General features: G+C 34.5%; 15 protein-coding genes. All 15 read right to left on the reverse strand.

Going from position 1 to position 22759, the window contains the following annotated elements; all coding sequences use genetic code 11:
* Window positions 1-109: 109 nt before the first annotated feature.
* Window positions 110-1396 carry an ABC transporter substrate-binding protein gene (locus CLOLE_RS19960; protein ID WP_013658933.1) on the reverse strand — a complete coding sequence of 429 codons (1287 nt, stop codon included), beginning with the start codon at window positions 1394-1396 and terminating at the stop codon, window positions 110-112.
* 103 nt (window positions 1397-1499) lie between these two features.
* Complete coding sequence (locus CLOLE_RS19965) at window positions 1500-2366, reverse strand: carbohydrate ABC transporter permease (RefSeq protein WP_013658934.1); 867 nt, start codon at window positions 2364-2366, stop codon at window positions 1500-1502.
* A complete protein-coding gene (locus CLOLE_RS19970) occupies window positions 2366-3340 on the reverse strand; it encodes a carbohydrate ABC transporter permease (RefSeq protein WP_013658935.1) in 975 nt (324 codons plus the stop codon). Before CLOLE_RS19970 ends, CLOLE_RS19965 begins: the two co-directional genes overlap by 1 nt.
* A 73-nt stretch (window positions 3341-3413) precedes the next feature.
* A complete protein-coding gene (locus CLOLE_RS19975; protein ID WP_013658936.1) occupies window positions 3414-4811 on the reverse strand; it encodes a sugar ABC transporter substrate-binding protein in 1398 nt (465 codons plus the stop codon).
* A 131-nt stretch (window positions 4812-4942) separates the two neighbouring features.
* Entirely contained in the window at window positions 4943-6691 is a 1749-nt protein-coding gene (locus tag CLOLE_RS19980; protein WP_013658937.1) for a sensor histidine kinase, read from the reverse strand.
* Window positions 6684-7778 carry a response regulator transcription factor gene (locus CLOLE_RS19985; protein ID WP_013658938.1) on the reverse strand — a complete coding sequence of 365 codons (1095 nt, stop codon included), beginning with the start codon at window positions 7776-7778 and terminating at the stop codon, window positions 6684-6686. Before CLOLE_RS19985 ends, CLOLE_RS19980 begins: the two co-directional genes overlap by 8 nt.
* Window positions 7779-7975: 197 nt before the next feature.
* The gene (locus CLOLE_RS19990; RefSeq protein ID WP_013658939.1) at window positions 7976-10675 is read right to left on the reverse strand and encodes a GH36-type glycosyl hydrolase domain-containing protein; all 2700 of its coding nucleotides are present in this window, start codon (window positions 10673-10675) and stop codon (window positions 7976-7978) included.
* Window positions 10676-10705: 30 nt separating this feature from the next.
* Window positions 10706-13636: a GH36-type glycosyl hydrolase domain-containing protein gene (locus CLOLE_RS19995; RefSeq protein WP_013658940.1), complete on the reverse strand. Its 2931-nt coding sequence runs from the start codon at window positions 13634-13636 to the stop codon at window positions 10706-10708.
* 16 nt (window positions 13637-13652) lie between these two features.
* Window positions 13653-15548, reverse strand: coding sequence for a methyl-accepting chemotaxis protein (locus CLOLE_RS20000; protein ID WP_013658941.1), 1896 nt, complete (start codon window positions 15546-15548; stop codon window positions 13653-13655).
* Window positions 15549-15835: 287 nt separating this feature from the next.
* Window positions 15836-17188: a diacylglycerol/polyprenol kinase family protein gene (locus CLOLE_RS20005; protein WP_157864084.1), complete on the reverse strand. Its 1353-nt coding sequence runs from the start codon at window positions 17186-17188 to the stop codon at window positions 15836-15838.
* Window positions 17189-17265: 77 nt separating this feature from the next.
* Window positions 17266-18363, reverse strand: coding sequence for a DUF3419 family protein (locus CLOLE_RS20010; protein ID WP_013658943.1), 1098 nt, complete (start codon window positions 18361-18363; stop codon window positions 17266-17268).
* Between the two features lie 21 nt (window positions 18364-18384).
* On the reverse strand, window positions 18385-18753 hold the full coding sequence (locus CLOLE_RS20015) for an ACT domain-containing protein (protein WP_013658944.1): 369 nt from the start codon (window positions 18751-18753) through the stop codon (window positions 18385-18387).
* A 61-nt stretch (window positions 18754-18814) separates the two neighbouring features.
* Window positions 18815-19207, reverse strand: a complete 393-nt coding sequence (locus CLOLE_RS20020) for a hypothetical protein (RefSeq protein ID WP_013658945.1) — start codon at window positions 19205-19207, stop codon at window positions 18815-18817.
* Window positions 19208-19256: 49 nt separating this feature from the next.
* Window positions 19257-20015, reverse strand: a complete 759-nt coding sequence (locus CLOLE_RS20025; protein WP_013658946.1) for an aminoglycoside adenylyltransferase domain-containing protein — start codon at window positions 20013-20015, stop codon at window positions 19257-19259.
* Window positions 20016-20110: 95 nt separating this feature from the next.
* Window positions 20111-22750, reverse strand: coding sequence for a PEP/pyruvate-binding domain-containing protein (locus CLOLE_RS20030; protein WP_013658947.1), 2640 nt, complete (start codon window positions 22748-22750; stop codon window positions 20111-20113).
* Between the last annotated feature and the right edge of the window lie 9 nt (window positions 22751-22759).

Below are 22759 nucleotides of genomic sequence, written 5' to 3' on the forward strand. Positions count from 1 at the left end.
TTATCAAAAAGTTGATAAAGTTACGATTAACCTAGGTAAAATTATCAAAGATATTTGCAATCAAAAAAGCTCTTATTTACTATTGATTTCTAGTAAACAAGAGCTCCTTTTATTGGGATAATCCTTCGATAAACTCATCTGCATTTATTTTTCTATTCATCAGTTGTTCTAATAAGTCGTAATATACATCACTTAAGTCTTCATCAAAAATCTGATCATATGCTGGATGTATAGCTTTAGTTGGAGCCACTTGTGCGCATTTATACAAAGTTGGGAACTTTTCTTGATTAATAATCTGATTTTCATAGGCTGGTAATCCTATCCCATCTGTTTCTATAGCTTTTCTAGAAACTTCCTTGATTATATCAAAGTATAGTTTTTGTAGCTCTTCATCCACTGCAATTTGACTTTGTTTGCTTACCACTAAAGCATCTGCATAGCCGCCCACTCCTACTGAATCTGGTAATCCAGGGAAAGTAATCACATCTACTTTATCTTTCACCTTAGACTCTTCTCCTTCAATAATAGAGGCTGACCAACTTCCAGATAATAACATGGCTGACTTTCCTTGTGTAAATAAATAAGCTGCATCATATGCATCATTTTCTAAATAATTATCTTCCCAAGGCTGAGTTGCTATAAGTCTTTCCATGTTCTTTGCAGCTTTATGAAATTGCTCTGTCTTAAATAAGCTACGATCTTTACTAGCAGCATATACGCCCTGAACACTACCTTCTTTTAATACTAAATCCATATAGTATAACGAATTCATCCACATTTCTTTTGCACTACTACTAATAGGCACTACACCTTTTTCCTTAAACTTTTCTATAATCTCTATAAACTCATTATAGGTAGTAGGATACGCCAGATTATACTTTTTAAACAATTCACTATTACAGAACAAGGTAGAAGACCACCCATTGATGGGCATACCATATATTTCACCATCATATGTTACGCCATCCATTGCTCCAGGCAAAGGGGGTTCCCCATCATAGTACTTTCTCATTGCCTCACTGATATTCCAAACCAAATCTAAATCTACATACTTTTTAAGTTTTTCATATCCCCAGAAGAAATAAATATCTGGAAGTTCATTAGTAATAGCAGCATTTTGAATGGTTGACTGATAAACCTCGTTTTTAAAAGTAGTGATTTCAATTTTGATACCTTCATGTTTACTTTCATATTCTCTAGCTACTTCGTTAAGAATGGTTTCAATGCCTCCATGGATAGTCCATATTTTTATTGTTTTTACCAGTAAACCTTTAGCATTTATGTTTTCTGTCTTTTTCACATCCGAATACATCACGTATAGTAATATACCTAATATAGCTGTTAATGCTCCAATAATACCAATAATAACCCTACTTACGAACTTATCATCCCCCATATTTGTCACTCCTTTAGCATAAAAATCAGATAATTATATATTATGTAAATTATAACATCAAAAGCAACCTTATACTATATAAGGCTGCTTTTTTCTGAGAGTCTTATGCTTTAACTGAACCAGCAGTCATACCTCTTATAAATTGTTTTTGTAAACCAAAGAATATAATAAGTGGTGGTAGGGTTGTTACACAACCAGCCGCCATAAGTAAGTCATATCTATTTTGATAGTTACCTACGTATAACCTTATTCCTACTGGAATAGTTGCTACGTCTGAAGAAGTGGTAAGTACCCATGCAAATAATAGTTCATCCCATGCCATAAGGAAAATATAAATTCCTGTAGCAATTAAACCAATTCTAGCAATAGGTAATATAATCTTTATAAAGGCTCCAAATTTACTACAACCATCTATAATTGCAGCTTCCTCTAGCTCTGTAGGAATGCTTGCAAAAAAGCCTCTTAAAATCCAAATACTAAAAGGAATATAGAAAGCCGAATACACTAAGATAAGGCCTCCATAAGTATTGATAATCCTAATACCTGTAGCATCTTGGATCTTGATGAATACAAGATACAGTGGTAATAGGAACATAATTCCAGGCACCATCTGAGTAGCTAATACTGCTGCACCAAATATATTGGAGCCTGGAAACTTAAATCTTGCTGTTGCATAGCCTGCAAAGGTAGCTATTGCTAAAGCAATTGCAGTTGTAATACCACACACGATAACACTATTTTTAAAGTAATTGAAAAAGTCTACGCTCTCCCACATTTCTTTATAGTTTCCAAAATTATTAGGAATACCAAATTTACCTGTAGCAATATCCCCTTGTGTCATTAAAGAAGTAATTGCCATCCATACTATTGGGAATAAAGCAAGTATAACAAATATCCATACAACAATGGTCCCTATAGTATCCATTATGTCTTTTCTTCGTTTTTTCTGAGATAGTCTTTGTGTTTTCATTAGTCATTCACCACCAAATCATTTTGGAATACTTTGTACCATACACCTACTAATGATAGTACACAAATCATGACAATAACTGTTGCTGCAGCACCAGGACCGAATTGCCAAATTTGGAAAGAGTTACGATTAATATTGGTCATTAATAAATCTCCATATTTTCCTGGGAAGCCTGCACCATGACCAAACATCATTGCTACAATATTGAATGAATATACATAGTTGATAATACCATTAAGAATCTGAACAGATAAAACAGACCTTAAAAGTGGTAGTGTAATATGTCTAAATTTTTGCCATGTATTAGCACCATCAATTTCAGCTGCTTCATAATAGTCGTCTGGTATCTGCTGAAGTCCTGCTAAAAGCATTAACATAACAAACGGAACTGTTCGCCATATAGTTGGAATCATAATGGCTACTAATACCTTAGGGCCTGTCAGCCAATAAGTCCCCTCTGGGAATATGTGCAAAATATCTACTATGATTTTATTAATAACGCCATCTTGTTGCCACATGAAGCCCCATAATAGACCTACTACGAAGGAAGGTACTACCCAAGGTGTCATTAATAGTGTTCTAGCCAGTCCTTGAAATCTAAATTTCCTATTTAATAATACTGCAAGTAATAGCCCTATACTAATTACAAGGATACTACATATAATTGCAAAAATTGCTGTATTCCTAAACGCATCAAAGAAACCTGAGCGTAATGTACTATTAGGATCTAACAACACTGTTTTATAGTTACCTAGTCCAATAAATGGCGCTTTTAAGAATTTTTTAAGTGTAAACTGATTTAAATTGAGAAATGACATCATAATTCCTGATACAATGGGAATTACATGAATAATAATCATGGCAATTAATGCTGGTGTAATCAGCCCATAGGCTAATTTATTTCTCTTGATTTGATATATTAATCCCTTTTTAGGGACTTTATTGTTATTAGAAGCCTTTTGAATCTTAGCCATATCGTCTCCTCCTGTCATAATATATCTGCTCTATGATATTCATAGAGCAGATAATACAATCCTATACTGTTATTTATTGCTGACTATAGATTGTTGTACATTCATTTGCTGTTTGATCTAAGAATTCTTTTGTTTTAGCTGGATCATATGTTCCAAATACACCCATAATATTATCCCATACATTGCTTAATCCTTTTTGAAGAAGTGTTTCTGATGGACCCCATCCTGCAACTGAAGGGTAAGCCTTACCATATTGTAATTGTTCTTTAAATGCTGCACGCATTTCTTCATTTGCTACGAAATCTGTTTCATAAGCCGCATTAACTGTTGGTAAGTTTCCACATTTTTCTTGGTAAGCAACTTGTGCATCTGTTGTCATTAAGAATTCAATTACTTTATAAGCTGCTTCTTTATTTTTTGAAGTTTTAAATACAGATAATGCACTACCACCAAAGAAAGCATATTTTCCTTCTGGACCTGCTGGGAATGAAGCTGTACCAATTTTTTCAGCAAGTTCTGGTTGTTCTCTTCTTAAAGTAGCAATTTCATATGCACCTGAGAATATTGTAGCAAATTCACCTGCATTGAATAATGCTTCAATCTCTGCTGAGTTTTTCTCTAAAGCTGGCATACTCATAAGTCCCTCTGATGCGAGCTCTGAGTAGAATTTAACACCAGCAAACGCTTGGTCTGAATTGATAATACTTGTCTTATTGTCTTCAGCGATGAAGTCTCCGCCTGCACCCCAAATCCATGGTGCATAGTTATGAATAACGTTCCAGTCATTCTTACCTGGCATACCAAGAGCTGGTACTTTAAAACCATCAATCTCTACATCTTTCATTTTAACAAGTGCTGCTTTAAAGCTATCCCATGTTTCAAAATCTTTTGTAGGGTCAACGCCTGCTGCTTCACAAATATCTTTTCTATAGAATAATGCTCTTGTATCAATAAACCATGGTGCCGCATATCTTTCTGCACCAGCTCCAAGAATTTGTGTTGTTGGAAGTGTCGCTTCTACGAAGGCACCTTCTCCACCAAATCTATCATATACTGGTGTCAAATCTTCTAATGCATCCATTGCTGCAATAGCTGCAATTTGTGTTGTTCCAAGTTGAGTAATATCTGGACCTTCACCACTTGTTGCTGCTGTTGTTAATTTTGTCCAAGCTGAACCCCAGTCTAGTACTGTTGGTTGTACTTCAATATTAGGATTAGCTTCATGGAATGGTTTTAAGATTTCCATTAAGTCTTTTTCTGGCTCACCACTATTTGGCATAATCCACATTGTAACTACTGTTTTTTCTCCTGATGCTGGGTCTGCAGCTTTATCTCCCTCTGCTTCAGCTGATGCAGTTGCTTCTGGTTTGTCTCCTGATCCTGAATTCGCTACTTTATCTCCTCCACAACCTACTAAAGAAGTTGCTGCCAATGTTGTTGCTAAAAGACTAAGTATTAGTTTTTTCTTCATTTATCTCACCCTTTTGTTTTATATTTGATAATCAAATTATAAACCTAGGGTAATATATTTTTAACTTAACAAAATTACGATAATACATAAAAAAATTAACTTTCGGTATTTATTTTTATTATATTTACCTTTTAGTAAGGTATTTTTAATAATATTTTTGTATATTCTCCACATTTAGAGGTAATTTCTATTACCTCATTTGTATCTTTTAAATCATAACAAAGTAAAATTCTAGCTATTATTGCCTTAAGGCCAAACCCCGATTTGACTTCTAGTTTCTCACCCTTCATAATTTTACCTATCATTTCTTCACTTATGCCTACACCATCATCTTCTACACTAATATTCATTATATTTTGGGACTTATCTAGTTTGATATCGATATGTATATTTACAGGTTCTCCCAGCTTCCTTATACCATACTTGATACTATTTTCTACTAATGATTGTAGTGTAATCTTAGGTATCTTATTCTTTAATGCTTCTTCGTCAACATCATATGTTATATGTACAATGTTAGGATTTCTAATAACAGCAATCTTTGCATACTCTTTTACAATTTGCAACTCTTCTTCAATAGTAATTGTATCTTCCCCAGTGCTTAAACAAGCCCTATAATACTTAGCCAGAGTTTTAATTAGTTCATTAGCCGACTCCTTCTCCTCTATGGCAATGAGTATACTTACTGTATTTAGTGTATTATATAAAAAGTGTGGTTTAACTTGATGATTAATAATGGAGAGCTCTAATCGCTTCTGTAACTTTTCTCTTTCTTTAACCTCACTTACAAGCCCTTTTATCTCTTCCATCATCTCATCTAATGCGCATGTAATATCATACACTTCTACGTAGCCTGTATCTATTGTAAACCTTGTATCTAGTTTACCTTGTTTTCCTATAACTCTTGCTTTATCTGCAATATTCTTAAGTGGTGAAACAACCTTGCTCCTTATGATTAAAGAAGCTCCACTAAGGAAGATAATATTCATGATTACTGCAAATAAAAGTATCGTGCTCATATTATCATTGTCCCTAGCTTGAGTATTAAGGCCTACAATCATGCCATTTAATATAGGCATCTCATGTACTGTATAATAGTATTTTTTACGGTCTTCTTTGACGTAATCATATTTATCGTTTTCCCATTTAACAATCTCTTCCAGATGATCTATTGCTAAATTATCTGGCATTTTAAAGATTGCTCCTGAGCTGTCTTTAATCATGATCTGCATACTAATGTTCTTTAAAACGTCCTCACAATCCTTATTAAACTGTACAGGGTCTAGATACACAATCAAGTAACCTAATGGCTCTAGCTTAGCTTTTGATCGTATAACTCTTGCTAGATATAAGGTATTTCCTACTTTTGGTTCTAATATATTGGTGTTTATTCCCCAGTAGGCACTTCCTTTTTCTTTATCTATGGCTTGTAAATTAAACTGTTTTAAAAATTTTTTATCATCCTTTAAGTAACTAGGTTCCCTAAATTCTGAAATAATCTTTCCATCCTTAGTAATAATGTGAATAGATCTTATATTATTTCTACCAACAAAGCTATCTCTTAATAATTTATTCACTAGCCCAGTACTGCTTTCATCCTCCTTAGATAATGCATACTGAAATGATAGATTCGTAGCCAAATCCGAGGATACTCTTTCGTTTTCTTGCATTTGTCTAGTAATAAAATAGGAGACTGTATTTAAAGCTTCACTCTCTCCTCGTTGAAGCTTATAGTTCACTTCTCTTTGCAAGATTGTTTGAAATAAAAACATCCCGAAAAAAAGGGAAAATCCCATGGTAATAAGATAGCTTTTGACTAGTACCCAGCTTACACTTTTAATACGCTTTTGTTCTGTCACATTTTTATAGGAACTACTCATATTGCTCATTCACCACCTTTTTATATTCATTAGGTGTCATATTAGTATATTTTTTAAACAGCCTTGTAAAATAGGTAGTATCTGTATAACCTAATAAATCACAGACTTCATATACCCTAAGATTCTCTTCTCTTAACAAGAATTGGGCCCGTCTCATCTTCATACGTGTAACAAAACTAAGGAAATTCTCTCCCGTTTCCTTTTTAAAAAGGCTACAAAAATAATTTTTACTTATTGATAAAGTTTCACTGATCGTTACCAAACTAATTTCTTCATCTATATGTTCTATTACATATTGGCAGGCCTGCATGACTACGTTATCTTTATAAATAACCCTACTCTCTTCAAAAATCCCAATAATCTCTCCTACATTTTTAGAAAACTGATTCATGAGATCATCTTTTGTGTTCTCCTCTTGCTCTCCATAATGAAGATATTCATCTATGTTTTTGAGTTTACCTAGATAAGCAAACTTTTCTTTCACTTTGGTAACTAGCTCTTCTAATATGTATGAAAACCTCACGCACATACTAGCAACATCTCCCTCACCAAAACCTTTTTCTTCTTTGATAATCTCTTCTAGCACCTCTAACGCCTTTGGATTGGTGGTCATAGCATATTTAATGAGTAACTTATCATTTTCTCTTGAAAAAGTTCTTTCTTTACCCATGTTTGCTTTATATAACTTATATCTATTTTCATTATCTAACTTTTCTTGGAGCTTCTTCTTAATATCCTTTAAGATTACTATAATCTGCTCTTCTTCTATAGGTTTTAAAATATAATCTGTCACCCCATATTTAATAGCACTTTTAGCATATTCAAATTCTCCATATGCTGTTAAAACTACTATTTCTCCTGTATACTCTTGTTTTCTTGCTTGTGCCATAAACTCTATGCCATTCATAATGGGCATTCCTATATCTGTAATAATTAAATCTATATGCTGATTAGTAAGCTGTTCTAATGCTTCCTCACCATTTTCTGCTTCACATACTATTTTAAAGCCTAGTTCTTCCCATTTTATAAGTTTGTTTAATCCTCTTTTTACAATAGGTTCGTCATCTACTAGTTGTACAGCAAACATAAGCATCCTCCTTGTCAGCAATGATTATTCTATATTTTACATTATTTTATATATAATTATTATACTATTAAAATTAGCAAAATTTACATTATCTTTTAAAAAAAGAGTCGAATTTTATCATTCAACTCTTTTTTATAGATTGCTTTTTATCTCTATTAATATCACTAATCCCTTTAATAAATAACTATTCTCTCTTTTTATTCTAAAACAATATCGATTATATGCTGTGTAGACGCATCAAGAGCCTCGATATCCTCTCTCTTAATAGTAGCATGCTTCTTATCATATGGTTTGTTATCAATAGATATATTGGCTACTACATATTCACTAGCTTGCTTCTTATTTTGATTATGATAAATCACCTGAAGCTTTCTATCTGCAAAGGTTAATTGAATAGAAGCTTGATCTTCCTTATCAAATTGCTCTAATAATAATTGAGGTTCAAAGTGTAAGTCTCCTAGTCTTCCTTTTACCCCAAACATCTCCGTAATAACAGTCAGCATTAACCAACTAGCTGTTCCTGTTAAATAGTGATACATCCCGCGTCCTTTATCATTGATATACTCTGGAACACCTGGATAAATCCTGCTTTTTTCAAAAGAGCTACAATGCTTATAAAGCGTATCAACTACTTTAAAGCCTTCTTTAACAAAACCTCTTTGATAAAGTGCATTAGCATACATAGTCGCCATATGACAAAATACTGCGCCATTTTCCTTATGTCCATAAGCAAAACCAAACATTCTACCTAAGTCTGTTTTTACCTCATTAAAATTCGTATTAAGCTTATAGCCTCCTACTGCTTCATCATATAAATAGCGATCAGCCGCCTTAATAATCTCAGCTACTTGCTCATTAGTCGCTATCTGATTCATAATAGTAAACACCTGACCTGTTAACATCATACGTGTTCCTTTTTCATGATCGCCTTCTACTCTTTGACCGTGATTATCATAATAGCCATTATACCAACTATACCCTGCTTTATTGGTAATCCATTCTTGACTTCTTATATGTTTAATCATCCAATTTGCTTTTGCTTCTAGATCTGTTATTAATGTGTCAATTGCTACTTCAACTTGTTTACCCGTTACAGTATGTCTCACCTTTTTACAATAGATATCTAAAATAGTACGCTTCTTATCTACAGCTTCATAAAGTACGGCATCACCTTTTATTAATAGCTGTAATTCTTCAGCTAACATGATTTTATCTTGGTGTTCTTTTTCTTTTAGTACACGTAATAATTGAGCAATTTCTAGCATATTACCCGCGTAAAGAGCTGAAAATGCCACACTTTCACCTCTTTCATCTGCCATATCTAGCCCATCATTCCAATCCGCTCCGTGTAGCTTTAAGTTGTTGTGTTCTCCTACGTCATAGAAAGCTGTAAGGTGTTGTACTAAAAGATGTTCTATTATTGTGCCTTGGTAAGCTACCTTATTTTTTTCTTGTAAATAGTTACCCTCACTAAGTGACCATAACTCATCTTTAGCTGCTCCTCTTTCTACCTGTAAATCCTTAAAATAACTTTGTTTTTCCAATAAGAATTTAATATCTCCGCTTTGCTGAATATAAAGGTTAGTTGTTAAGAAAGGCCATGCTCCATGATCCATCCACACACGTGTAATATTATTTCTATCTGCTATAAACTCACCTTGTTTGGTCCCAATAATTGTAGCATTTGTTCCATCAAAACGTACGCCTCCAAAATTATCTAATAACATGCTTCTTACACCACTTGGGTCCATGGCTAAAAGTGCTAGACAATCTTGCCACAGATCTCTCCAGCCTCGCCCACCTTTTCCATAGTCATGGTGTGGTAAAAAGGAACATCCATAAATCCGTCTAAGCATTGGTTGAAAATTCACCCAGTACATCCAGTTATCAAATTGCTTATCACTAGTTGTATAAGAAATATTAATTTTCTTATTCCAATAAAGCTTGGTTTCCTCTAGTTTTTGGTTAAAAGCACTTTCACTTAAGTACTTTTTAGCCATTTCCTCAAACTTAGCTTCATTATCACTAAAGCCCATAACGACTAGATAACTTTTTGCTTCCATTGCCCCTAAGGTTGCATTTTCAAATACAATACCTCCTAAGGCTTCATATCCTTCTAAACTCGCTCCTGCCAGAACTTGAGGTTGTTTTTGACACATAATTGCCTCTGGGGCTTCAAAAGAACCTCCTTCTCCAATATACTCTTCTACAATAGGGAAGTAGCCTATTGGCTTTTCTCCATTAGCTTCTGCCCCTCCCACGCCATAAATCATTGTATTTTTCTTATGCCCTCTCTCATCAAAGGTCAAAGTAGGATTGATCAGGACGCTATAATCTGTTGTTTTTATTCTATGTAATAAGGAAGTTACATGCCTATGATCTCTTAAATTATCAGCAGAACGTGCATATAAAGGTATTGCCGCTGTTGGGGAAATCACCATTTGTTTGTCACTTATATTAGTAATGGTGATTTTCATTAATTCCACGGTATCTTGACAAGCTGGTACAAAAGAAATAATTTCTGACTTAATCCCTAAGGCATTAGAAACCCTTGTCATTTTATGCCACATCGTACCCGCCTCTAGTTCTGTAGCCTCTTTTTCTTCAGTAAAAAGTTGCGCTGCAGACATAGCCGAAGCGCCAGTAGCTGACCAAGCTCCTTTTCCTTCAATATAAGCCCAAAAATTTCTTGATGACTTATTATTGTGAAGGTCTTCACTGCTTACTGGTGTTAATAAAAATGTATTCTGTCCCATTTTGCAGTCTCCGTTTAAAAGAGGCGTAATGCTGGACATCACACCAGCTTCATTAGCCAGTGGGAAATAGCTATAGCTATTTCTCTCTGGATTTGTGAGTTTAAACGTGCCTTTGTTGTCTATATATGTATATTTCTTCATACTTTTAAACCACCTTTTCTCTGACTACTTTTATACGCTAAAGATGAGTTCTACTTTATGTTTACAACCATCATCCACTAATGTAATCTTATTATCTTCAAGTACCTTGCCATCTAAAATAATACTGTAACTATTATCCACTATTCTCACTAAACCTTCTGGCTTCTTAATCTCAATGATATACTCTGAAGTTAGATGTCTTAATGTATAACTCATTTGTGTCATTTCCTCACTTAATAATGGTTCAATGACAAGTGAGTTCTTTTCATATTTAATTCCTAACATCTCAAATAATGTAATAGCAAGCCAGGTAGATGTACCACTTAATGTAGGCCCTATATTTTCCCCTGTTTGGCTATTATTATACTGCGTACACCAACGAGGATTACCACATACTTCAAATGGATTCTCTAGGGCTTTATATGGTAATACAAGTCCCACCATCCAATAAGCTAACTGACTTAATCTACTTGCAAGCTCTCTATTTACTACTTTCTTAGCTGCTTGAAGCATAGCCGTAGTTGCCATCATTGTTGCATGTTTAAAGATTCCTCCATTTTCTCTATCCCCTGGAAAATACTCACCAGTCGCTGTACTAGTAGCTACTTTTGATAAATCAGTTGGACTCATTAGTTTTAAACCATATGGTGTTTTTAAGTATGCTTCAATTTGATCTAACATGATTGCAATCTGGTTTTCATTAGCACTTGAAGAAAGAATTGACCAACTGAATGAATTTAGGAAATAGGTACCATCAATGTTTGCATCTGAAGAAAAGCCATCATTCTTTGCCCCTAAGAAAGTGATCTCATCCCCAAATCTATTAAAAAGTACTCTAGCAAAGAAGTTTTCCTTCCAAGCATCCTTTTGAATATGTTCATCGAGCTTTTTAGTTAACTCTCTTACATGCTCTTCATACTCAGTATCTTTATTAATAACTGCAAATTCCTCTATGTGTTGTAGGGCTAATTTTAATAAGAAAGCATTCATAACACTTTCTGAGTAGCCTTTAAATGGTTTCTCTCGTTTTTCTTTTTCTGGTCCTGATAAGTAGCTATCATCTACCTTCAAGCAATCATTCCAATCGGCAAAATCAATGAGTGGCAAACCATGCTCTCCCACAGATATTTCTGCCGAATATGTAATAATAGCTTTCAATGTTTCATAAACACTTCTTTTCTTACCACCAGCTTCCGCAATAATATATTCTTCATTTAAGAAACCTGTATCACCGCTATAGTTGACATAACGATAAACTGCTTGAAGTAGCCATAGGCCATCATCAGACCACTTACCTGCTTCTTTGCCTTTCCAGAAGAAATTATGATAGCAATAGCCGTATTCAAATACTTTTTCAATCCATTCCCTAAGCAAGGATTTTGTATAAGCTATTTCACCCATAGAAATAAGATAATATTGTGATACAAAAATATCTTGGATCTCTCTAAAGCCAATTTCTCTATAGCCTTTTTGAGTTAAATCAAAAGAACGAGAAACAAAGGTTTGATAAAGCACTTGAAAAGGTAAATTCTTATTGATATAACTATCAAAGGCTTGATCACCAGTGTTGACTTGTAAATAGGTACTATACTTTCTGTAGCTTTCTTTCTGCTCATTTAAGCTATTGATGATACTGCCCTTTGTAGCAAATTGATGATGTAGATTGGTAAGCTGTGTATGAACCACTTCATCTGGTACTCTTGTCTCTCCTAGTTCAGAAATTAATCCTACAAAATGATCTACTGTAACATTTTCATTAGGCTCTATGCTTATAGGGCAACCTAATGCAAAGAAGCCTGGTCCTTTAGTATTTAATCTATTAGAAAGCTTACGTACACCTTGTGGTTTATATAAGCTACCACTGCCTATAAACTCACCGTAATGTGTACATATCTCTGTTGGATATTTTCTAGCATCCTTTTCATAAGCTACCATTGTGGTATAACGAATATCTCTGCTTGCTGATTCTGGATAATAGTAAGGTACATAACCTATGAGATGATTTTCCTCATCTTTAATAAGCTGTGACTGCATGATAACAGTAGAATAAACCACATCTTCCATAAGTGCTCCTGGGGCTGCAGTAGCTAACATCCCTGTAGTCACTATCTTTAAATCTCTAGTCACTGAAGTTTTATTCGTAACTGTAATTCTTTGAACTTCTGTAGCAATTGGCAAACCTTCATACTGTGGTACTAAAAAGATGGTTCTTAAAATATGAAGTCCACACTTTGTTTCGTATTCAATCTCTGTATAATTTTGCCCATGTCTACATTCTGCTGTTTTAATATTAGAATCTAATGCATCTGCTGAGTAAAAAATTTGTTTTCCTTCTTCTACAAGATAAAACTGTCTATTAGCAGGGAAGCCATTTTCTTCTGGAAGCATATCCCACCTAGTAGCTAATACTTGAGTAGCTGCATGTGCTCTAAAACTTCCTCCCCCAAAGCGGTCTACTACACTTTTAGGTGTAGACTGAAGTGCTAGCTCAAAATTCATACGATCTCCTAAAAGCATATTGGTATAAAAATGTGGGCCTGGCACTGGTTTTTTTAAGTCTATAACATGTTCACCTTTCATATTGATATAACCTGCCCATTTTTTGTAGTCTTCACAAACGGCTAGCATATGACTTTCGATGACTGAATCTATGGGTGTCTCTACAATACTTCCATTCATATAGCAAAAATACTTCACTTTACCAGAGTCTTCTATACAAAACAAATGAGATCTTGAATGAGTTAAACTATCAAAATAGGTACTTAATTGTTCATCCTTGCATAGCTCTTTTAGAGCTGGAACCTTAAAGGTGAATCCACCAATAGCAATAATATGCGTATTACTAATATCCATAAACTGACTATCATATACTAAGCTCTCATCAATATACTCTTTAAAGTAGCTTTTAAGCGCTTTTGTTGATTCACTTAGTGTTTCTCTAGCTAATACATTCTTTAACATACATTTTCCCTCACTTTTAATCTATAATAAATTTATTAATCATATGGTCTAAGGTATTAACTATAGTCGATAACTTATTAGCAGCATCCCCTAAGTCATTAATAAGTTCTACCTGCTCATTCATTTCCTCTGTAATACCGTTTGTCTTTTCACTCACACTATTTCCTAATGTATTAATTGCATTTATACTTGTTAAAATACTTTCTATGCCTTTGCCAGATTCAATTACTGCAACATTCATTCCTTCAAGCCTAGCAATGGTACTTTTTAGATTCTCATCTATTACATTAAATTTACCAAGGGTATGCTCAGCAAATTGTTCACCTTGACCTGCTACTTCATTAGCCTCCCCCACCAACTGACTTGTATGTTTAATTAAGTGGCCCATTTTATCTATACAATTTTTAATTTCCACAGTAGAACTTCTACTTACATCTGCTAAATTCTTAATTTCCTGTGCTACAACCGCAAAACCTTTGCCACTTTCACCTGCTCTTGCAGCTTCAATCGATGCATTTAAAGCTAATAAATTAGTTTGTTCACTAATTTGATTAATAATATCAGTAGACTTATTGACTATATCTGATTCCTTCTTTAAGGCTTCTATAACCCCTACTACCTCTTCAATAAATTCCCTAATATGCTTCATCTGCTCCATTATTTTATGTAACATATCAATACCGTTAACCGCTTCTTCTATAACCCCTACTGTAGTATTGGTAATATTCTCTGAGGTCGCACTCGTCTCTTCACTATTGCCAGTAAGTTCTTCTGTTACATTCGCAACAATTCCTACTTCTTCCTTCCAAACATTCATTTCTTTTACTACACCGTCTAGGTTGTGATTGATAACGTCAAAGGCACTTCTAGTATTGACTGCCTTATTATCTAGATGTGAGTCTACATTTTGCAATTCTTTAATAGAATCCTTCAGTACTTGTATCATATCAAGTAATTCATAGCTCATCTTTTGTATACTATCATCAATCTCTGAAACTTCATCTGCAAACCATCTTTTCTCAAGTTTGCTGTTTCCTTGTTCTTTATTATTAATTTCAAGCTTTGATATCTTATTTACTCTACTAGTAATGCCTTTTAGGGATTTCTTTAAGTTCCTAATATAAACAATAAATATAATAGATGCCATCATACTAAATACAATAATAATAGCTATACTCATGCGACTAATTGTAGTTAATGATTGAACCGTAGCTTGGATCTGCTTATTGGCTTTCTCTGTGTTGTGGGTATCTACCTCTTTAAATATATCTTGGATTTGTGCCATATTCTCTTGCCCGGTTTCTATCATAAATACATATGCCTTATTAAAACGTTTAGCATTTAAGGCTTCTTTACTAGATGCATCGTTGGCTTCAAGTACTTCTCTTAATTTTTCCACTTTCTCTACCAGTACAGTATCTATTTTTATTAATGTTTCTTTCATACCTTCTAGTTTCTCTAACTCTGCTTGTATGATTTCATTATCTTTATTATATTCATCCTCATAATAAGTAAATTCTTCTCCATAAAATAAAAGAGCCGATTGCAAATTATTAAATCCACGCATGGCTTGGGTATAGATGTTTTTAGTTATTGTTACAATTTCCTGTGAACTTGCAAATTCTTTATATGCCTGTACCATTTTGTTCATCTGCCTATTATTAAAAATGAATACACCTATAAAAATAACAAATATAGAGACCATAAAAATTGAAAGTTGTTTTGATAAGGATAAAGAGATCACCTTTCTTCTTTGTACCTTTTGCTTATTAAGCCTCGATTTCTCTGTTTTACCTCTTCTCATAATGCCACTTCCCCTCTGCTGATATGCTTCATTATATTTAAACCCTCTCTCCTTTATCATAAGGTATTCAATTGTACAAGGTAACCTTACAATATTATGCTTTTTCATGAAATTATTACTATGTTTTTCCCCCCTGTAAGCTTATCCTTAAACCTTAGTTGTTACTTTGGCTACATATGATGTTTGTTAGCGTTCCATTTCAAATTTCACCTACTAGAAAAGTTAAAAAACTTACGTATATCTTGTATTCCATTTTTAAAAAACGGCATAGCAAAAGAGTGCCTCAAAACTATTTTATAGATTGATGACACTCTTTCATTTTTATCTTGCAATTCCAATTTTAACAATCCTCTTGGTTACCTTGACTTCACCAACCCTTAATCTAAGTTTTGGCATCATAAAATAATCAAGTTCACCACCACACTTATTACAGTTCCTCCAGCTACCAATCCTGCTTGTTTCCATGCCATTGCCAACGATAGCCTATTATATTCGCTAGGTTTATCTAGGTATTTAGCTGCTATACCTAGTATAGCCATTAGTAACACCATGCATATCCCCATTTGCCATAAATTTGTACCTTTACCAAACTCCAGATAATTAGCTACTGCCCCCATGACAATTAAAAAACTTCCTTTTACAAATCCCACTAAATAGGCTTTCTTTTTACCGGCACTGTGATACCCCCTAAGGCTACCATAATTATTAAGCGCAATATGTAGGCCAAATACTAAGTAAAACACCATAAATAGCTCAGCTCTTTGTTCCCAAATGGTAGCATAAAAGAGCAGAATAATCCCTACCACTAAGTTAGATTCTATAACATGCTTATTAAAAACTAATTTTCTCTGCTCAGGTGTTCTCCTTGGAAACATTGGATAAATGACTAAAACTGTAATAGGCGCCAGTCCCCATCTAATACCACCAATCAAAAAAGTAATATATACTGCTAACACGCTCTCCATAATAGCTAGCTTACTTAAATCTACAACATGCCTATACTTGTAGACCACTACAAAAAAGCCAATAATAAGTATTAAATTTAAAATTAAATAAATCTCTGGTAATGGCAATTGATTAAAAAGAAAAGCATAGCACAAGAGAGGAATGAGTAAATTATCTAGCCCAAAGGATGCAGTTGCCTCTACTAAAGCAGTCAGTCCACCAATAATAAGGGCTAGGCATAGTATTCGTGGCAAAGCCATATCACTATAACTAGCTAAAATTCCAAAGGTGCAAATAAAAGCTGTTATAGCAAAAGCTATACTTCCTACTAACGACTTTTCATCTTCTCTTTCTGCTGATAATTTACCTTTTTTATAGCGCGTTCCCACTATAGCTGCTACTGTATCTGCATAAGTCAAAATCAAAATTGGAATAAAGTATAAAACAGGGTCTCTCTTAGCCATCCAAAAGGTTGAACCAATGGCGATAGGAAATACTAACTCGCCTAAAGACCTTGCTGAACGCTCTACGCTATAGAGATAACTCCCTACTTCCTTTTTCTTATAATGCCTAAGTCTTAAGGTAAACACCACTGCAAACATCACAAAGGATAAAATAAGTACTGTTAGCCTTTCATGAAATAAATAAGGGAAAAACAAGGATACTGTCCCAATAAAAATATGGACTAATTTTCTAGCAATCTCAGGGGGGGGATTAAATCGTTTTTGAATCACCTTAGCTAGAGCCAAACAACCACTTAGTACCACAACGCTTATCCAAAAATGGATTATTTCTTGTATCATTTTCTTGTCTTAGTGATCTCTTGATGCAATTCATATATCACTAAATCCTCCTTTCCTCCATACTCCTTATGTCCATTTTACTTGATTTGTTCCACTAAAAATCTATTATAAAAAAAAGCTTCATCCTCTAAAAACAACTGTTCTGAAAGCTTTTCTAAAGTCTCCACCTGTTCTTTTAATGCCTCTGGACACTTTCTTGGAACAAGCATATTCCAGTACACCACTCTAGCACCTTTTTTAGCATACTTTATCAAAGACTTATATATCTTCAGCATTTCTCCCTCTTCCATATACTCAAAAATATCGCTAAGGTTATAGCCATCTATCCCCTCTCCCTCATAAGTTTCCAGAAAACCTTCTATACTATTTTGATGAATCTCTAGCCTATCGATGTTGGCTTTAATCGCTTCAAAATGCTCTGGTCTTAAATAATACGGTAGATTCTTTTCATAGTGCCCAAACAAAATATACTCTAAATAAGAGTTCTTAGAGCAATCTATCTCTGTTAGTGCATAGCGTACACGTTTTAAAATATTTTCAGCTACGTGACCTTCTACATATTTAAAAAAGGCTGCATCTCTCCCTAATTTCCCCATCATCCTTCTAGAAAAAAAGAATCTAAAAAGTAATTGCCACCTTCTGTTAGCCCACTTTTCATCATAAAAACGCAGACGTTCGGCTTTTGTTTTGGGTCTTATTAACTCTTTTATTGTTTTTTTGCTATGTACTAAAGATAATACCTTTGTTCTAAATAGTTTAAAGTAATTTTCAAACTTACCTACATGAATGATACCTGCTTCTAAAAGTTCTTGGTGGCTTTCCCAATAAAGCTGTGTTTCCTCTGGCAATTCCTTCTTTAGCTCCTCATATAAAACTAATCGTTTGTCACATGCTGTAACACCTAGAAAAGCTAATACAGCCTCGTAATCTAATTTCTTAAAAGCGGCTTTTTTAAGGTAGACGCAGTGGAGCTGCACTGGATTAAGATCAAGGGCAACTACCTTATTTACTGGTTTCGTTAACATAGCTAAGCTATTATCCCCACCTGAAGCAATAGATATATAAGTACCTCCTTCAGTAAGTTCTAGTCCCTTTAACAAAATGCTCGTATCTTCCCAACACTGCGCATAACGTATGATGGAAAAATCAGCATAGTTTTCAATTTCACTTTTCATCTCTTTTTCTCCCCTTACTCGTTATCTAACTACTTCATATCCCCTAGCTTCTAAAGCTTTTAGTGCCTTTTCAAAGTTTTCTTCTTTAGTAAGAAGGTAATCTGTATTAAAAGTAGATATAGCAAATATGCCTATCTGCTCCTCAGCTAAAATAGTAGAAAGCTTTGATAAAATGCCTATAAGAGAGAAATCTAAAACGCCTTCAATACGAAAACCTCTCCAACCATCTTCTCTTTCTATGGTTTCACTTGGCGCAAATTTTGTAGCACATACTAAAGATAACTCCTCATCTGTCTTACCTACAAAACAAAAGGAATCCTCAAAATTGACCTTATTAATATCTTCAATTTTGCATACTGAAAATGCTTCATTAATGACCTTAAGTTTCATTATATTCGTCCTTTCTTATACCATAAAATTGTTGTAACTGTTCAACCCAATAAGTTAGTATTTAGTTATTTTGTTTGTAGACAAAGATATCACCATCTACTATCGAATCTTCTTTTTCAAATTTAGGAATACTGGCAGATTTGTCTGCTTGGAAAACTAGATCTCCATTATCAATCTTAAAAACATACGTGATCTTTTCTTCATCATCGATAGTTAACAATAATTCATCCTTCACTATTCTATATGTACCAATAGGTAACTGACTGCTTAATGCAGAAAATACAAAAATAAACTCATTGCCATCCTTTAAATTAATATAGGGAGGAAATATTTGTGAGGTATCTTTCATTTCATAAGTTCCAATAGGAAGTTCTAGTGCTTCTTCCTCTGAGCATCCCCCTAGTGAAACTGCCAACACCGTTATTACTAATAATGCAATTAAACTTTTTTTCATAACTTGCTCCTCCCATCTACTACTTCAAATTTATCTTTAAAAAGCTATTTTAATTATCAACGAATATCTGTTTAACCATATAGTGTGAAAACTCTTTTGCTAGTTTAAAATCCATTGAAAAACATTCATTAGATTGATAACATTTTACCGCTTCTTTTATAACAGGCACATATACGGAAGGCAATTTTTTGATCCCCCATAACCCACCTTGTTCTTTGGAAATAACAAGATTCTCTCTCATATATGCAAGTACGCGGCAAAGATTTAAAACGCTATAAATAGGATTCTCTATAATTTCATCTTCTGCACATTCAACATCACATTTTATACTATCGATGTAATTAGCTTTTGGTATTTCTCCAAATAGTGTTGCAATATCCTTGCCGCAAAGAACAATACCAACAGACCTAATTACTGTAAAATGTGCCGCTAGATCCTTATCTACACCATTCATTGCTTTAACATACTCTTCTATATTGTCCTTACACTTTTCTTTGTGCGCATTTGAAAAATGAAGTTCAAAGGGTGTAGGATAAATAAATTCTGAACAGACTTTTTCAAGAACTAGGCTCATTTCCAAGCCTTTGGGTGGACACGCCTTGTCTAATTCCATCAAAACTTTGATAAGTTCTTTCTTTTCCTCTAATGAGGGTATTTCTTTAGTTACAACTAAAAAATCAATATCACTTTTGTCCCAATTAAAGCAACCAAATGCGATAGAACCGTGAACATATATCCCCACAAGATTATCTGAAAGTACTCTATTGTACTCACAGGATATTTGATCTAATATTTCATTATAATTCACCTAATCACACCTCTTCCAATATACAAACCATCTTCTATAGAATGTCTCAACAATTCCTTATGTAAAGTGCTATTTTATTTAATACCTCTCAATAATTAGCTATTAATTATCACTTCTTCATTTCTCTTTAAAATTTCCACTATTCCTTTAGCTCCATCTAGCTTAATATAGTCACCATCTTGTATTCTTGTTGTCACTTGTTCTACTGATACTACCGCTGGAAGCCCTAACTCTCTTGATACAATAGCTGCATGTGAAAGTAAACTGCCTCTTTCCACTACAACTCCTGCTGCCATATTAAAAAGTAGAATCCAACCTGGGTCAGTTTGCTTAGCTATTAAAATCTCTCCAAACTGTAACCTTGCTTCTTTAGGATTAAGGACTACTCTTGCATATCCTTCTACTATACCTGCAGAACAGCCTAGGCCAGTTAAGATACTCGAATGCTCTGTGCTATCTTGCTTACTTTCTTGGCTTTCTCCACTTTCTATCTCTCCACCTTTCATCATTTTGCCAAGCTCATTTTGCATAGCTTCATTAAAATTATCTATGCGCTTACTGCTTCCAAAACAGCCTTTCACCATAAAACGTCTTGGTGGGTCTTCCTTTAAGGTGTCTCTTTCATAATCTAGTTTTCTAACAGCAACTAGTTCTTTTAAGTTATAGCTTGTCGCTGTATGGTCAATGACACCTAGTATTTCTGAGACCTCTAGATAAAAAATATCTTCTTGATTATCAATGAGTCCTGTAGAGGCCCATCTCATTCCTATTTCCAAAAAGATTTGTCTCACCCTACCAAAAAGTCTGGTCCTTTCAAACCTTAGATTCTCTCTATTACGTACTAATCTTCTCGCCGCTTTGAGCACCTTGATATATCTTCTTCGTTTTAACCCTTTGAGTTTACTATTGACCTTTTCTTCTATCATTTGATTAAGGTCATAACTTTCTACCCTTCGCACATTCATACTATTCGCACCAATAGCGCGGTATAAAACAAGCGGATCATCTGCCACTGTTCTAGATTCTAGTTTCAGTTCATCTAAACACCTATCGCTAAAAGTTGTTAAATACTCATTGATTTGCTTCCTTAACTCAGGCAACCTTTCAATCTCTATTTCAATGGTTTGAAGGCCTCCTTCTAAAAATAGTTTTCCTAGAGCCTTTTCTCTTACATATGTCCCCATCTGTCCTATCATCTCGGCTGGCTTGGCGCTAATAATATCTCCTTGGCCAATCAGAAACTGATTAGCAAGGCTTTCATCCTCTAGCCATTTCTTTGACAAACTGCGAAGTAAACCATGACCAATCATACAGAAGAAGTCATTAGCTAAAGGTGCATCCCACTTTGTCATAAGCTTCTTTTCTAGCAGCTTATAATAACTATATAGCTCATCAAGCCTCATATTTTGTACATCTACTTTTTCCAGGCTTTCGTCTAACCTTATGTAAAACTTCCTAATGCTTTTTTCTAATCTTCTATACTCCCCTAACATCTTAAAACCTGTTTTGATAAGTCTCAATAAGTCTTTCGTTCTATCTAAGCCTTTGGCTTCAGGCGTTTCAATACTTTTTAAGAAAGCCTCAGGTAGCTCCCCTTTAACTCCCATCATTTGCTCCATAAACTTCTTATTAAACTGATAGCCTGGTAAGATAGCAAGTAGCTTATACCAAGAAACCAAATTGTAGTAAACTCTATGATCTACAAAGCCCAGCATATTATCAAAAATCTGAGTTTCTTTTTGAATAATCGTTTCACTTACACCAAAATTTCTACAGAACTGACGATAAACCTCTGCATAAGCCTTTCTAATAAAGGAAAAGGTAAGAGGCATGGTGGTGCCAATGTAACTTTCTGCAATATTGCTATTATCAAATACACCCACAGTCCCTTGCTCTTCTAGCGTTAAGCCCAAAGTCGTAATTGGACGTGACTGTAATAAATACAGCTGCCCATCTTCGAAAGCCCACTCAATATCCTGATATTTATTAAAATGTCGGCTTGCTTTTCTTGCTAACGAAGCTACTGCTTGGATTTCACTATCTTGAAGGACCACCTTATCTTTTTGATTTGGGGTTTCAATAGTCTTAAGTTCTCCTTCTTCTATGCCATGCTTCATTTCTTTTTCTCCAAGTACCTTGCTTAAGACCTGTCCCTTCTGGTCTACTTCATAAACATCTGCATCACATGCGCCATCTACCAAGGCCGAACCTAATCCAAAAACAGCCGAAACAATAGCTGTCTTAATATCCCCATTAGTAGGATTGACAGCAAAAGCTACACCTGCAGCACTAGAACATACCATTCTTTGAATGATAACGGCAGGAACTTCCACCTCCCCACCTAACATTCTTTGCTCCTTATAGGCTTTTACACGTTCACTAAAGCCTGATTCCCACACCTTATAAACAGCAGCTACTACGTCTTTTGCGTCCACCCACAAATAAGTTTCAAACTGACCTGCAAATGATGTAGCTATGCCATCTTCACTCAAAGCAGAGGATCTTACTGCATACCTATCATCTCCCCCTAATGCACTGATAGTTTCTCTTACCTCTTGCTCAAATAGCTCTCTTTGCTCTAGATCCTTCGTTGCCTCAAATGCAGAAGGTAATACTACTACCCATTCAGGAATATGAAAACTCCCTTGAGCCAAACCTAAAAGTGCCGAGGCCTTACCACCTATTTGTTTTCGTTCTTCTTTAGTTAACTCTGACCCATGCTTTATGTACTTCATCTTATCCCC

The organism is Cellulosilyticum lentocellum DSM 5427 (assembly GCF_000178835.2).
Taxonomy (GTDB): domain Bacteria; phylum Bacillota; class Clostridia; order Lachnospirales; family Cellulosilyticaceae; genus Cellulosilyticum; species Cellulosilyticum lentocellum.

Coding starts and splice junctions, on each gene's coding strand:
- CLOLE_RS19960 (WP_013658933.1), bottom strand. CDS start 1,396: ATGGGGGATGATAAGTTCGTAAGTAGGGTTATTATTGGTATTATTGGA.
- CLOLE_RS19965 (WP_013658934.1), bottom strand. CDS start 2,366: ATGAAAACACAAAGACTATCTCAGAAAAAACGAAGAAAAGACATAATG.
- CLOLE_RS19970 (WP_013658935.1), bottom strand. CDS start 3,340: ATGGCTAAGATTCAAAAGGCTTCTAATAACAATAAAGTCCCTAAAAAG.
- CLOLE_RS19975 (WP_013658936.1), bottom strand. CDS start 4,811: ATGAAGAAAAAACTAATACTTAGTCTTTTAGCAACAACATTGGCAGCA.
- CLOLE_RS19980 (WP_013658937.1), bottom strand. CDS start 6,691: ATGAGTAGTTCCTATAAAAATGTGACAGAACAAAAGCGTATTAAAAGT.
- CLOLE_RS19985 (WP_013658938.1), bottom strand. CDS start 7,778: ATGTTTGCTGTACAACTAGTAGATGACGAACCTATTGTAAAAAGAGGA.
- CLOLE_RS19990 (WP_013658939.1), bottom strand. CDS start 10,675: ATGAAGAAATATACATATATAGACAACAAAGGCACGTTTAAACTCACA.
- CLOLE_RS19995 (WP_013658940.1), bottom strand. CDS start 13,636: ATGTTAAAGAATGTATTAGCTAGAGAAACACTAAGTGAATCAACAAAA.
- CLOLE_RS20000 (WP_013658941.1), bottom strand. CDS start 15,548: ATGAAAAAGCATAATATTGTAAGGTTACCTTGTACAATTGAATACCTT.
- CLOLE_RS20005 (WP_157864084.1), bottom strand. CDS start 17,188: ATGATACAAGAAATAATCCATTTTTGGATAAGCGTTGTGGTACTAAGT.
- CLOLE_RS20010 (WP_013658943.1), bottom strand. CDS start 18,363: ATGAAAAGTGAAATTGAAAACTATGCTGATTTTTCCATCATACGTTAT.
- CLOLE_RS20015 (WP_013658944.1), bottom strand. CDS start 18,753: ATGAAACTTAAGGTCATTAATGAAGCATTTTCAGTATGCAAAATTGAA.
- CLOLE_RS20020 (WP_013658945.1), bottom strand. CDS start 19,207: ATGAAAAAAAGTTTAATTGCATTATTAGTAATAACGGTGTTGGCAGTT.
- CLOLE_RS20030 (WP_013658947.1), bottom strand. CDS start 22,750: ATGAAGTACATAAAGCATGGGTCAGAGTTAACTAAAGAAGAACGAAAA.